Here is a 12,641-nt window from a genome sequence, read left to right on the forward strand (position 1 = left end):
AGGCGGGGCTGTGGCAAAAAGCCACGTCCACGTTGGTTCGGTACTACCGCCAGTTCGACCGGTCCAGCACGAACCCCGAGATATGCGAGGCCAGTTCCCTGGCAGCCTGCTCGGTGTCCGCGTGGAGTTCGCCGGACACCGGGCCGGCCTCGCCGCCGACGCCCTCCGTCTCCGAAATCGGATCCGTCGTGGTCGGGTACGGTCTGCGAGACCGGACCCGGTCGCGAAGCTCTTGGACGGTTGCGTCAGAGAGTTCGTAGGACAAGTGTTGAAGATCGTACCGGACGATGAACCCCCGCGTCGCGTCCCGGACGGCGAGGACCGGGTGCCCCCGGTCCCGGCAGCGCTCCCAGATCTCGCGCTGGTGATCCCGCGTCGCGTACACCGGCACATTCGACGGTGCGAGGTGTTCCATTGCTCAGTCGTAGGGACTGGAGGTGTTTTATCTTTCGGCAGTGCCCGATCAGCCGTTCTGTCCCGCGGTATCGCGGTGCCACGCTGGCGGGTCACTGTGTGTCGCGCCCGCAGTCAGAAATGCCACGCAGGAAACGTTTAGGGGGAGGGCTGTGACCACAACACTGCTATGGCAGACATCGAAGTCGAAAGCACGTGCGAGGAAGGATACACGGTAGAGAGCATCATCAACGGCGAATGGGAGCTCATCGTCGACGCGCTCAGCGAGAACGGACCGTCGCCCAACGAAGTGCTGGCCGCCGACTACGCCTCCTGTTACATCCCGGCGCTACGCGTCGCCGCCGACAAATACGGCCACGAGGACATCGGGACTGTCGACGTCGAGGTCGCCGCGGGTCTCGATGAGGACGACGACTTGGAGTACATTGATTTCCACGTCGAAGTCGAGGAATCGCTTGCCGACGAAGAGCAGGACATCGTCGAACTCGCGGAGGATATCTGTCACGTCCACTCGGCGCTGCAGGACGAACTTCACGCCGAGATCACCATCGAATCCGGCGTCTGAGCACAGTATCGCGGCGGTCTCATCAGTTTGTCGCGGTCCACGGGTCCAAAGCAGCCGCTGGGCATCGCCGCTCAAGCGGGAAACGCTCATACCGCCGGCCCGCAAACACCAGTCTATGAGTAACTCAGACTGGACCGACCGCATCGCCGGCGAACGGATGGCGGTCGACCAGCGGTTCAACGAACAGGTCAAAGCCTCGTCGTTCTCCAGCCAGCAGTGGGGGCTGGTGATGACTGCCGTCGAGTTCGAGATCGAGAACCCCGGCGACCCGGACGCCGCCCGCATCGTCGCCGATACGTCGAAGCTCTCCAGCGTCATGCCGGAGATGGAACGGGTCGCGAACCAGGGTCCGATGGGCGGACCCGGCGGAGACAGCGGTGGCTCCGGCGGCGGCCTCCTGTCGGGGGTCAAAGACGCGCTTGGGCTGGGTGGGTCCGGTGGCGGGAGCAAAGAACAGGAGGAAGAAGCGGCCCGTCTCGCACAGGCGTATGCGGAGCAACTCCAGGAGAAACTGGAGTCGAATGGGCGCTGGCAGTCCGTCTGCGAACAGGCCCAGGGTTAGTACTCGTCGCCGCCGTGGAACAGGGTCAGCTCCTCGGCCTCGTAGATGTTGATGAGTTCCGTCACGATGTCGTCGTACGATTCGTCCTCGACCCGGAGATCGTCGAGGCGGTCCACAGTTTCAGCGTCTAGTTCCACGGATGGCATGCCCGAACCTTTCACTGGAACACACTTAATTCCCGCCCTCGATCAAAAACGAACGCGAACAGTAGTAACAAATCAGAACCGAAAACTGTTAATGGTCGTTCTCGGTAGAAACACGACACATGCGACCACTGGGTGACTCACCGCTCGTACGGAACGACAAGACGCTCGTGCTGGCACACGACCACGGGCTGGAACACGGTCCCAAGCAGTTCAGCGGCGTCGAGGAGCGCCTCGATCCCCGCGAAGTGTTCGAGATGGCGACCCACGACGCCGTGACGGCCCTGGCCGTCGGCAAGGGGCTGGCCGAGACGTACTACCCGAGCTACGAGGACGACGTGAACCTGCTGGCGAAGCTCAACGGCGGCTCGGACCTCTGGATGGGCGACCCGTACTCGCCGCAGAACTGGTCCGTCGACTACGCCGCCGAGCTCGGTGCCGACGCCATCGGATACACCATCTACCCGGGTGTCAACCGCGAGACCGACATGTTCGAGGACTTCCGCCCGGTCCAGGAGAACGCCCGCGACCACGACCTGCCCATCGCGATGTGGTCGTACCCGCGCGGCCAGGCCATCAAGGAGCACCGGAGTCCATCGACCATCGCCTACGCGGCCCGTATCGGGCTTGAGCTGGGCGCTGACTTCACGAAGGTCAAGTACCCGCGCGACAAGGAGGCGATGGCCCACGCCGTCCGCTCGGCGGCCGACAACCGCGTCCTGCTCTCGGGCGGGTCCAAAACCTCGGACCGCGACTTCCTCGAACTCGTCGAGGACTGCATGGACGTCGGCGTCGCCGGCCTCGCCGTCGGCCGCAACGTCTGGCAGCGCGACGATCCCTACGACATCCTGGACAAGCTCGAAGGCGTCATCTTCGAGGACGCGACGGCGGACGACGTCCTGTAGGCCATGGACGAGGAGACGCGCAGAGCCGTCGCCGCGGCGGACGAGGCGTTGCCACCCAGCGACGCGCTTCCCGACGCCATCGACACCGGCCGGGTCGTGTTCGGCTTCGACGGCTACCTCGACCGCGTCCGGGAGGTCGTCGCCGACCGCATCGATCCCGAGAGCCACGAGCGTCTCGCCACGCTAGAGGGCTTCGGCGACCGCATTGACCGCTCCATCGCCGCCGATAGCTCCCTCTCTTTCGAGTGGCTCCAGCAGGGCAGCCGGACCGGCGGCCACACCAGCCACCTCGCGCGGGCCTTCGGCGGCTGGTCGTTCGACCCCGTGATGGTCGGGATGTACGGCGAGCCGGTCCACGACGCCTTCGAGACGGAGTTCGGCGAGTACGACCTCCATTCGCTGGGCGAGCCCGGCGTCACCGACGCCGTCGAGTTCGACGACGGGAAGCTCATGCTGACCGAGATCGGCGACACGATGGCCCTGGACTGGGCCGAACTCGACGCGGCCTTCGGCCACGACCGACTGGCCGAGAAGCTCGACGGCGCGAGCCTGTTAGGGACTGGCTACTGGTCCGAGACGCCGGACCTGCCGACCATCTTCGACGGCCTCCGTGACCTGTGGGACGAAATCGACGACCCACCCGAGACTGTCCTCGTCGACCCCGGCGACGTGCGGAAGCTCGACGCCGACCGGCTGCGCGCCGGCCGTGAGGCTATCGGGCGGCTGGACGAGGTAACCGATGTCGTGGTCTCGTCGAACCGGGCGGAGACAGGCGTGCTCGCGGACGCCTACGCCGGCGAGGCCGAGCGGTCGTTCACCGAGGACGCCGAGGCGGTGTTCGACGCGCTGGAACCGACCTGGTTCGTCGGCCACGGCGTCGAACGCTCGGTCGTCGTCAACGCGGACGGCACCGAAAGCGTCGCCGTTCCCGCCGTTTCGGACCCGGAGCTGACTACCAGTTCCGGCGACCATTTCAACGCTGGCCTGGGGCTCGCACTCATCGCCGACCACCCGCCGGCGGCCGCCGTCGTCGTCGGCAACGCCGTCGCCGGCTACTTCGTCCGGACCGCGGACCAGCCGTCACTGACCGACGTTCGTGCGTTCGTCGACGAGTATCTCGAAAAGTTCTGAGTCAGCCGAGTCTATTTGGTTTTCACGCTGCTTCGGGACGAGTCCGGACCGCTATAGCCGCCGGACAGTCACGTTCTCCCGCAGGGACTCGATGTCGTCGAGGTCCGGAACCGCGGTCCCGGCCCGCTGGACGACCTGCGAGGAGACGGCCACACCCGTTCGGAGCGCCGTCTCGTCGTCCGCGCCGGTTTCCCAAGCGCTCAGGACGCCCGAGAGGAGCGCGTCGCCGGCCCCGACGGTGTCAACCACGTCGATATCGAGCGCTTCGGCGTACAGTCGGCCCGCATCGCCGACGAGGACAGCGCCGTCCGAACCGAGCGACGCCAGGACGCGGTCGAAGCCCCGTTCTCGGAACGTGTCTGCTGCGTCCGCACACCCCTCGACCGTGGAGACGTCTGCCCCAGTCGCGTCGCCGAGTTCGGCGCGGTTCGGTTTGCAGAGCCCGTACTGCGCGTCGAGTTCGCGGAGGATGTCGCCGCCAGTGTCGACGATTGTTTCCCAGTCACCGCTGGCCGCGATGCGGTCGATGGCCTCAGGGGACAGCCCCGGCGGCAGGCTCCCACCGACGAGCACGCGGTCGGGGTCCTGGGCTCGTACCCGTTCGAGCAGCGAGTCGACGACCGACTCGTCGACGGTCGGCCCGTCCTGGTTCAGTTTGTACTCCTCAGCGGCCGCAATAGCGGTGGTGTTGAGCCGGGTCGTCCCGTCCACGTCGACGAAGGCCGTTTCGACATCGTCGTCCTGCAACGTGTCCCGGATGAACGAGCCGGTGAACCCGCCCAGCAGTCCCGTCGCGACGCAGGGCTGGTCCATCGCTGTGAGTAACTGCGCGGCGTTGATGCCTTTGCCGCCCGCATCGAACTGCGCGCTGTCGGCCCGCATGACGCGGTCGGGGGCCATCTGTTCGTCGAACTGGATCGTCTGGTCGACTGCGGGGTTGTAGGTGACGGTGACAATCATGTGCTGACCTCCTCGACGGTCACATCCGCGTCCGCGAGTGCGGTAGCGAGCGCGCCCGACGGGCTGGCGTCGGTGACGAGCAGGTCGATCTGGTCCAGGTCGGCGAAGCTGACGAAGCTCCGGTCGCCGAACTTCGACGCGTCGGCGACCAGCACGACCCGACGGGCGCGCTCGACCATCATCTCCTTGACGGCCGCCTCGTCCTCGTTCGGGGTCGACAGCCCGGCGGCGCTGTCGAGCGCGTTCGTCCCCAGAAACAGCAGGTCGAAGTTCATTCGCCCGATGGCGCGCTCGGCCATCGGGCCGACGAGCGCCCGGGTCCGCGGTCGGAGGCTCCCACCGGTGAGCTTGGCATCGACGTCTCGTTCGGACACTTCAGTGGCGAGCTCCGGCATGTTCGTCGCTGCGACGTAGTCAGTGTCCGGAATCGCGCGAGCGACCTCCATCGTCGTCGAGCCGGCATCGAAACAGACCACGTGTCCCTCGCGGACTTCCCGTGCGGCTCGTTCGCCGATGGCCTGTTTCTCCGCATAGTGGTCGACCTCACGCTGGCCGTACGGTCGTTCGGTCCCGGCGGAGGACGCCGGTACCGCGCCGCCGTGGGACCGTTTTATCCGGCCTTGCGACTCCAGGTCCCGGAGGTCCCGACGGATCGTCGCCTTCGAAAACTCGAGTTCCGCGGCCAGCTCCGACACTGAACAGCCGTCTCGCTCTGTCACCAACTGGACGATAGTGCGCTTTCGCTCGGCCGGGAGCATTCTCTCTCCCGTGATTGTTTCGCTTCGGTTTTACCTCTTTCTATCGGGCCGTGCTTGTTTCTGACCAAAACGCATCCGAGAAAACTGTCTACAACTCGTCGATGACCGCACCGGTCACGTCCTCGGTGGACGCGTCGCCGCCAAGATCCGGCGTTCGGGGCCCCGAGTCGAGCACGCGCTCGACGGCCGACCGGACGGTGTCGCCCTGGTCATCGTACCCGAGATGGTCGAGCAACATCGCGGCGGAGAGAATCATCGCCGAGGGGTTGGCAACGCCCTCTCCGGCGATGTCCGGCGCGGAGCCGTGTACCGGCTCGAACAGCGCGTTCTCCTCGCCGATGTTGGCCGAGGGCAGCAGGCCGAGGCCGCCGACGAGGCCGGCGGCGAGGTCCGACAGCATGTCGCCGGCGAGGTTCGGGCAGATGACGACCCCGTAGTCCTGCGGGTTCATGACCAGATGCATCGCGAGCGCGTCCATGAGCGCGGTGTCGTAGGACGCGTCCCGATCCTCGCCGACCGCCGAGGCCGTATCGAGGAAGAGTCCATCGGTCGTGCGCATGACGTTCGCCTTGTGGGCAATCGTCACGTCGTCGTAGCCGTTTTGCTTCGCGTAGCTGAACCCGTACTCGGCGATTTTCTCGGACGCCTCCTCGGTGATGACGCGGGTACAGGTGGTAACACCCTCGGCTATCTCGCTCTCGATGCCCTTGTAGACGCCCTCGGTGTTCTCCCGGATGAACACGATGTCGGTGTCGGGCTGGACGGCGTCGAGTCCCGGATACGAACGGGCCGGGCGGACGTTGGCGAAGGAGCCGACGACCTGCCGGAGGGGGAGGATCACGTCGGCCGCCGTCTCGCCGGCCGCGCCGAACAGCGTCGCGTCGGCGTCGGCCGCCAGTTTGCGCGTCTCTCTAGGCAGCGCCTCGCCGGTTTCCGCCTTCACCGCGTCGCCGGCCTCGCCTTCGACGAATTCGAAATCGACAGCGGCGATTGCCTCCAGGACCTCGACTGCAGCGGGTGTGACCTCTTGTCCGATTCCGTCGCCGGGGATGACGGCTATCTCGTGTGTCATGGGGGATGAGACGGAGGCGGCTGGTGAAAGTGGTTCGGTTCCGGCGTCCCGGGCTCGCATGTATCCGTCAGGCTGACGGCACTCCGGATGAGAGTGAGAACTTCGTTCTCGCGGATCGAAGCCGCTGAAATCGGCGTTCGGAGGCGGAATCGGACACGTTCAGGGGAGTGGCACGGGCGACCAGCGGACGACATAAGCGTGTGGAGGGCCGAAGCGAATCGGGGAGAATTGCTGGCGACCCGTGCGCGACTGATAATAGTGTGGGTTTATATGTATATTCTATCGTAATACTACAATTACAGTTGAAACTATCTACACTATCGATACAATCTATACTACTGAAATAACACTAACTAACAGATACAGTCGATAGATACCGTGTAGGTATTCGTCTCCGAGCTACCGGTACACCATCGCCTGCGCGACCTTCTCGCCGCGGTAGTACCCGGGTGCAGTGGCGATCGTCGCTGTCTTCACCTCGCCCTCGACGGTCACCACGCGGTACTCCTTTTCGGGAACGGAAACGTTGTCACGCATCAACTGCTGGAACCGTTCTCTGGCCGCGTCACGCTCGTCAGGGTGGAGGAAGTCGCTCGCCTTCGTGCCCGCGATATCGGCGAACGAGTCTGCAGCGAGAAACGCCACGGCTGCCTCGTTGGCGTACAGCGCCTCCCAGTCACGGTCGAAGAGGAGGATCGGGATCGGCGCAGTGTCGACAAGATTGTGGTACCGATCCTCCGTCCGTTGGACCGCAGTTTCGGCGCGAACGCTCCGGACCGCGTTCCGGATCCGGTTCGCCAACACCGTGTACTGCTCCGTCCCGGCTCCCTTCTGGAGGTAGTCAGTGACACCGGCCGATATCGCCTGGCTTGCGATCTCCTCTGATCCCTTCCCGGTGAAAAGAACAAACGGCAGGTCCGGGTAGTCGTCCCGCACCAGTTCCAGGAAATCCAGTCCGTCTCTGTGGGGCATATCGTAGTCGCTGACGACGCAATCGATGGACTCGTTCCGAAGCACTGTCATCGCATCATCGACGCTCACCGCTGTCACCACCGAGAATGCCGCGTCTTCCCGTTCCAGGAACTCCGAAACGATCTCGCCGAAGTTCGGACTGTCGTCGACGTGAAGCACTGTGATGTCATCTATCGAGACGTGGTTCATGCGGGATGAGGCCCAAGTATAATTAATTATAATTTGAAACTACGAAAACGTTGGGTTCCGTTTATACGTGTGATGAACGTGTGAGTGACAGATACTGTAGCACGTCAGAGCTTGTGTCGGAACGCGTGGAGGACGTTCTCGCCGGTCTCGGTCAACTCTATCTGTTTCGTCCGGCCGACATCGCTGACGGTGATGTAACCGTCTTCGGCCAGCGGATCGACGACATTGGCGTTCAACAGCGCGAACTTCGCCTTGTCGTTTGCCGGGTCGGCGTCGTCGATGAACGAGAGACCGGCGTCCGCCGCGAACTCGATGAGATCCGACTTCTTCGCGGTGTAGGCGTCCGTGTTGGTCCGTTTGAGATAGTCGAGGACGGCGACCTGGTCGCGGGAAATAGCTTCGATGGGGTACGACGGGAGAACCTCCGCGCGTTCCATGCCGCGGGTGAGCGGCTGCTCGGACACCGAAGGCACGTGTTCCTCGGGGTGGACGTAGTACGCTGTGGCCCCCGTTGCCATACACGCGATGGCACTCCCGATAGCCGCCACCTTCGGCCCGGTGGAGACGTTGACGCGCACGATGTCCTCGGGATGGTCGGCAGTCAGCGTCGTCACGACCGCCAGCACGTCATAAAGGTCGTGTAAATCAGTTCGGTGCAGTTCGACGCTGACGCCGTTGTCGTCCAGTTCGTCGACGAGCGCCTGCTGATACGGTGTCAGGCATGACGGCTCCGTCGTCGGTGTGAGGAGGGACACGTCGTCGGCGTTGTGCCGGTGTATCGGCTCGGCGATCCGGTCGCGTTCGTGCCCCAGCGGGGCAATGTGTATCTCTCGGATCTGATCCATGCGCGAAGGACGCGCTCCGCACAGCTATTGGTCTTACCATCTCCGAGACAGAAAGCTCGTTCAGGCTATCCGAGGTCGCTTCGCGACCTCGCGTTAATCGCCCGCTTCGACTTCCGACCGCGTCTGGTCCAGATACGGCAACTGCGAGGCCGTCTCCTCGATAGCGTTCCGGTTGGCCTTCATCAGCGCCGTCGTGTCCCAGTTGCCCTCGACGAGGGCCTCGCGCTGGGCACGGTCGACACTGACGTTGATCTCGTTGTCCCCGTAAGTGACCGTCTCCGCCCGCACATCGACTTCGATGTCGCCGTCGGGGTTGTCGTCGACCCACTGCTGGAGCGCGTTGATCGTCTCGTGGTCGGCCGTCACCGTCGGAATACCGAGCGCGAGACAGTTTCCGGCGAAGATCTCGGCGAAGCCCTCGCCGATGATGGCATCGATACCCCAGCGCATCAGGGCCTGGGGCGCGTGCTCGCGGGAGGAGCCACAGCCGAAGTTGTTGTTGACCACCATGACGTTGGCGTCCTGGAACCGCTCCTCGTTGAACGGGTGGTCCTTCTCGTTGTCCTCGTCGTCGAACCGCAGGTCGAAGAAGGCGAACTCGCCAAGGCCGTCGAAGGTGACGACCTTCATGAACCGCGCGGGGATTATCTGATCCGTGTCGATGTCATTCCCGCGGATGGGGATGCCGGTCCCCTCGACGTAGTCGACGGACGGGATGTCTTCAGTGGCGTCAGTCATGCGACCACCTCCAGCGCTTCGCGCTGGGGCTGTCGCATGGTCCGCTCACGGGTCGCGTTGCTCCCCGTTCGTACTTCCGAGACGCGGAGCGTCTCGCTTGTCATTGCAGTGCCACCTCCTTCAGGTCGCGCACGTCAGACACCTCGCCGGTGATGGCCGCAGCGGCCACCATCCGTGGGTTCATCAGGACGGTCCGGCCGTCCTTGCTGCCCTGCCGGCCGACGAAGTTCCGGTTCGAGGAGCTGGCACAGGCCTCGTCGCCCTCCAGTTGGTCCTCGTTCATGCCCAGACACATCGAACAGCCGGCGTTGCGCCACTCGAAGCCGGCTTCCTCGAAGATGTCCTTCAGGCCTTCCTCCTCGGCGGCGCGCTGGACGCGCTGGCTGCCGGGGACGACGAACGCTCGCACGTCGTCGGCGACTTCGCGGCCCTTGACGATGCGGGCCGCCCGTCGCAGGTCGGGCAGTCGGGCGTTGGTACAGGAGCCCAGGAAGGCCACGTCGATGTCGTAGCCCTCCATCGTCTCGCCGGGTTCGACGCGCATGTGCTTCTGGGCGCGCCGGGCCGTGTCGACCTTGTCGTCGGCCAGCGACTCTGGCTCCGGAATCGGGTCGTCGATGCCGATACCCTGGCCGGGCGTGGTCCCCCACGTGACGACGGGGTCCAGTTCGCTCGCGTCGATCTCGACGACGTCGTCGTACTCCGCGTCGTCGTCCGAGCGGATGGACTCCCAGTACGGTTTGAGCTCCTCGAACTTCTCGGGGTGCTCCTGGAAGTAGTCCGTCCCTTCGAGCCACTCGTAGGTGGTCTCGTCGGGGTTGACGTAACCCGCGCGAGCGCCGCCCTCGATGGACATGTTACAGATGGACATCCGGCCTTCCATGTCGAGGTTCTCGATGGTCTCGCCGGCGTACTCGTAGACGTAGCCGACGCCGCCTTCGGTCCCGAGCCGGCGGATGATTTCGAGGATGATGTCCTTGGCCTCGACGCCCTCGTCGAGTTCGCCGGTGACCTCGATCTTGCGGACCTTCTGTTTCTCCATCGCGATGGTCTGGGTCGCCAGCACGTCCCGGATCTGGCTGGTCCCGATACCGAACGCGAGCGCGCCGAACGCGCCGTGGGTGGAGGTGTGGCTGTCACCGCAAACGATAGTCTTGCCGGGCTGGGTGATGCCCTGCTCCGGGCCGATGACGTGGACGATACCCTGGTCACCCGTCGTTGGGTCCGAAAACTGGATACCGGCGTCGCGGACGTTCTCTTCGAGTTCGGCCATCATCGTCTCGGCCGCGTCGTCGCTGTAGGGCCGGTCCTGGTTCGCGGTCGGGACGATGTGGTCGACCGTCGCGTGAGTCAGGTCCGGGCGCGCGACTTCGAGGCCGCGCTCTTTGAGCATGCCGAAGGCCTGCGGGCTGGTGACCTCGTGGATGAGGTGCAGTCCGACGAACAGCTGGTCCTGGCCGTTGGGCAGAGTCGTGACTTTGTGTCGGTCCCATACCTTGTCGTACAGTGTTCCCTGACTCATACTGTCTCGTCCCGTCCTTCGGTTCCGCGCTCGTACGCGCGAGTGACGCCCTCACCGGGCGCTTCGTGGTCGATGTCCTCCATCGTCTCGTCAGTCTCCTCCCCGTCGCGCTCGCCGCCGTCGGCAGCCACGACCGGGCCGCGGCGGAACACCGCGCCGAAGGTCGAACTCGTCTTCGGGTGGGTGTGCTGGACGCTGCGCATCGTCTCGCGCGAGTCCGTCGATTCGCTCGTGTCTGTTGCTGGTGTGTCGTCAGTCATCTGCAGGGGCTTCTTCCTTCTGAGCGTCGGCGTCCTCGCCCCACGCGAACAGTTCGCGCAGGCGACCGCCGACTTCCTCGATCTGGTGGTTCTGTTCGGCGTCGCGGTACTGCTTGTAGGCGGGCCGGTTGGCCTGGTTCTCGTTGATCCACTCGCGGGCGAACTCGCCGTTCTGGACCTCTTCGAGGATCTTCTCCATGCCCTCGCGGTCGATGACCTCCTCTCCGCGGGTCAGCCCGCCGTACTCGGCGGTGTCGGAGACGGAGTCCCACATGCCCATGTGGCCGCCCTCGTACATCAGGTCGACAATGAGCTTGAGCTCGTTCAGACACTCGAAGTAGGCCATCTCCGGCGCGTAGCCGGCGTCGACCAGCGTCTCGAAGCCGGCCTTGACCATCTCGGTGACGCCGCCACAGAGGACGGCCTGCTCGCCGAAGAGGTCCGTCTCGACCTCTTCCTGGAACGTCGTCTCGATGACGCCGGCGCGGGTACAGCCGATGCCCTTCGCGTAGGCCAGCGACTCTTCCTTGGCGTCGCCGGTCGCGTCCTGGTAGACCGCGATGAGACCGGGCGTCCCCTCGCCGCGCTCGTAGGTCCGGCGGACGAGGTGGCCGGGCGATTTGGGCGCGACCATCGTCACGTCGACGTCTTCCGGCGGCTCGATCTGGCCGTAGTGGATGTTGAAGCCGTGGGCGAACTGGAGCGTGTCGCCGGCGTCCAGTTCGTCCTCGATGGCCTCGTAGACGGCCGGCTGGATCGTGTCGGGGACGAGCATGACGACGCGGTCCGCCTCGGCGGCGGCCACGTCGGGCGTCTCGACGCGGAGGCCCGCGTCCTCTGCCTCTGCCACTGAGGACGAGTCCTCGCGGAGGCCGACGACCACGTCCACGCCGGACTCGTGGAGGTTCAGCGCGTGGGCGTGGCCCTGTGAGCCGTAGCCCAGCACGGCTACGGTCTCGTCGTCGAGTGTCGATACGTCAGCGTCTTCGTCGTAGTAGACTGTTGTGGTGAATTCGTCAGACATCTTTCTCTAATGTTTTCGGGCCGCGTTCCAGTGCGGCGGCCCCGGTTCGCACGATCTCCTGCACGTCGAACTGTTTGAACGCCTCGATGGCGGCGTCGATCTTCTGTTTGCTGCCCGTGATTTCGACGGTGACCGAGTCGGTCGACGCGTCGACGGCCTGCCCGTTGTACATGTCGGCGACGGCGTTGACGTCGTCGGGCTTCTCGCCGCTGACTTTCACCAGCGCGAGCTCCCGACGGACGGCTTCGCCTTCGAGTTCCCTGACCGAGATGACGGGCACGAGCTTCCGCAGTTGCTTTTTCGCCTGGTCGATCCCCGGTTCCGGCTCCTCGATGAGGATCGTCATCCGGGCTGTGTCCTCGTCGACTGTCGGGCCGACGGTGAGGCTTTCGATGTTGAACTGGCGACGGCTGAACAGCGCCGACACCTCCGAAAGCACGCCCGGTCGGTGTTTGACCAGGGCAGACAGCACCGCCTGTCGCGGTTCGTGTGTCACTTCGGCCTCGGGGTCGACGCGGATCCCCTGCGTGTTGCGTCGGCCCTTCGGTCGCATCCGTTCGTCCGGCGCGGGGCCTGGCATT

16 protein-coding genes are annotated in these 12,641 nt (G+C 64.8%); 4 read left to right on the plus strand and 12 right to left on the minus strand.

What is annotated here, in order from left to right; genetic code table 11:
• Window positions 1-43: 43 nt before the first annotated feature.
• A complete protein-coding gene (locus tag ACY9XZ_RS00500) occupies window positions 44-415 on the minus strand; it encodes a hypothetical protein (RefSeq protein ID WP_053968417.1) in 372 nt (123 codons plus the stop codon).
• Window positions 416-583: 168 nt separating this feature from the next.
• On the opposite strand from ACY9XZ_RS00500, the gene ACY9XZ_RS00505 reads away from it, so the two are divergent.
• Both ACY9XZ_RS00505 and ACY9XZ_RS00510 read left to right on the plus strand, forming a co-directional pair.
• Entirely contained in the window at window positions 584-979 is a 396-nt protein-coding gene (locus ACY9XZ_RS00505) for an OsmC family protein (RefSeq protein ID WP_424329631.1), read from the plus strand.
• Window positions 980-1,094: 115 nt separating this feature from the next.
• Window positions 1,095-1,541: a DUF5799 family protein gene (locus ACY9XZ_RS00510; protein WP_463455148.1), complete on the plus strand. Its 447-nt coding sequence runs from the start codon at window positions 1,095-1,097 to the stop codon at window positions 1,539-1,541.
• On the opposite strand, the gene ACY9XZ_RS00515 is transcribed toward ACY9XZ_RS00510, so the two are convergent.
• Window positions 1,538-1,687, minus strand: coding sequence for a DUF7557 family protein (locus ACY9XZ_RS00515; protein WP_008309953.1), 150 nt, complete (start codon window positions 1,685-1,687; stop codon window positions 1,538-1,540). The two genes, ACY9XZ_RS00510 and ACY9XZ_RS00515, sit on opposite strands and share 4 nt — an antisense overlap.
• 119 nt (window positions 1,688-1,806) lie before the next feature.
• Between ACY9XZ_RS00515 and ACY9XZ_RS00520 the strand changes: the two genes are divergently transcribed.
• Window positions 1,807-2,589, plus strand: coding sequence for a class I fructose-bisphosphate aldolase (locus ACY9XZ_RS00520; protein WP_053968421.1), 783 nt, complete (start codon window positions 1,807-1,809; stop codon window positions 2,587-2,589).
• 3 nt (window positions 2,590-2,592) lie between these two features.
• Window positions 2,593-3,720: a hypothetical protein gene (locus tag ACY9XZ_RS00525; protein ID WP_463455149.1), complete on the plus strand. Its 1,128-nt coding sequence runs from the start codon at window positions 2,593-2,595 to the stop codon at window positions 3,718-3,720.
• A gap of 51 nt (window positions 3,721-3,771) precedes the next feature.
• Here the strand turns inward: ACY9XZ_RS00525 and pfkB are convergent, their stop codons facing one another.
• The 10 genes from pfkB to ilvN form a co-directional block, all read right to left on the minus strand.
• Window positions 3,772-4,680 carry a 1-phosphofructokinase gene (pfkB, locus tag ACY9XZ_RS00530; protein ID WP_463455150.1) on the minus strand — a complete coding sequence of 303 codons (909 nt, stop codon included), beginning with the start codon at window positions 4,678-4,680 and terminating at the stop codon, window positions 3,772-3,774.
• On the minus strand, window positions 4,677-5,438 hold the full coding sequence (gene glpR, locus ACY9XZ_RS00535; protein WP_463455151.1) for an HTH-type transcriptional regulator GlpR: 762 nt from the start codon (window positions 5,436-5,438) through the stop codon (window positions 4,677-4,679). The genes pfkB and glpR overlap by 4 nt, the downstream gene beginning before the upstream one ends.
• A gap of 88 nt (window positions 5,439-5,526) precedes the next feature.
• The gene (locus ACY9XZ_RS00540) at window positions 5,527-6,510 is read right to left on the minus strand and encodes an isocitrate/isopropylmalate dehydrogenase family protein (RefSeq protein WP_463455152.1); all 984 of its coding nucleotides are present in this window, start codon (window positions 6,508-6,510) and stop codon (window positions 5,527-5,529) included.
• 399 nt (window positions 6,511-6,909) lie between these two features.
• Complete coding sequence (locus ACY9XZ_RS00545; protein ID WP_463455153.1) at window positions 6,910-7,671, minus strand: response regulator; 762 nt, start codon at window positions 7,669-7,671, stop codon at window positions 6,910-6,912.
• A 104-nt stretch (window positions 7,672-7,775) separates the two neighbouring features.
• On the minus strand, window positions 7,776-8,516 hold the full coding sequence (locus tag ACY9XZ_RS00550; protein ID WP_463455154.1) for an HFX_2341 family transcriptional regulator domain-containing protein: 741 nt from the start codon (window positions 8,514-8,516) through the stop codon (window positions 7,776-7,778).
• A 93-nt stretch (window positions 8,517-8,609) separates the two neighbouring features.
• A complete protein-coding gene (leuD, locus tag ACY9XZ_RS00555; protein ID WP_463455155.1) occupies window positions 8,610-9,254 on the minus strand; it encodes a 3-isopropylmalate dehydratase small subunit in 645 nt (214 codons plus the stop codon).
• Window positions 9,255-9,354: 100 nt separating this feature from the next.
• Entirely contained in the window at window positions 9,355-10,776 is a 1,422-nt protein-coding gene (gene leuC / locus ACY9XZ_RS00560) for a 3-isopropylmalate dehydratase large subunit (RefSeq protein ID WP_463455156.1), read from the minus strand.
• Window positions 10,773-11,036 (minus strand): hypothetical protein, encoded by a 264-nt coding sequence (locus ACY9XZ_RS00565; RefSeq protein ID WP_463455157.1) that lies wholly within the window; start codon window positions 11,034-11,036, stop codon window positions 10,773-10,775. The genes leuC and ACY9XZ_RS00565 overlap by 4 nt, the downstream gene beginning before the upstream one ends.
• Entirely contained in the window at window positions 11,029-12,060 is a 1,032-nt protein-coding gene (gene ilvC, locus ACY9XZ_RS00570) for a ketol-acid reductoisomerase (RefSeq protein WP_463455158.1), read from the minus strand. Before ilvC ends, ACY9XZ_RS00565 begins: the two co-directional genes overlap by 8 nt.
• Window positions 12,053-12,640, minus strand: a complete 588-nt coding sequence (gene ilvN / locus ACY9XZ_RS00575) for an acetolactate synthase small subunit (protein WP_463455159.1) — start codon at window positions 12,638-12,640, stop codon at window positions 12,053-12,055. The genes ilvC and ilvN overlap by 8 nt, the downstream gene beginning before the upstream one ends.
• Between the last annotated feature and the right edge of the window lies 1 nt (window position 12,641).

The organism is Haloarcula sp. HT12, from assembly GCF_055271655.1.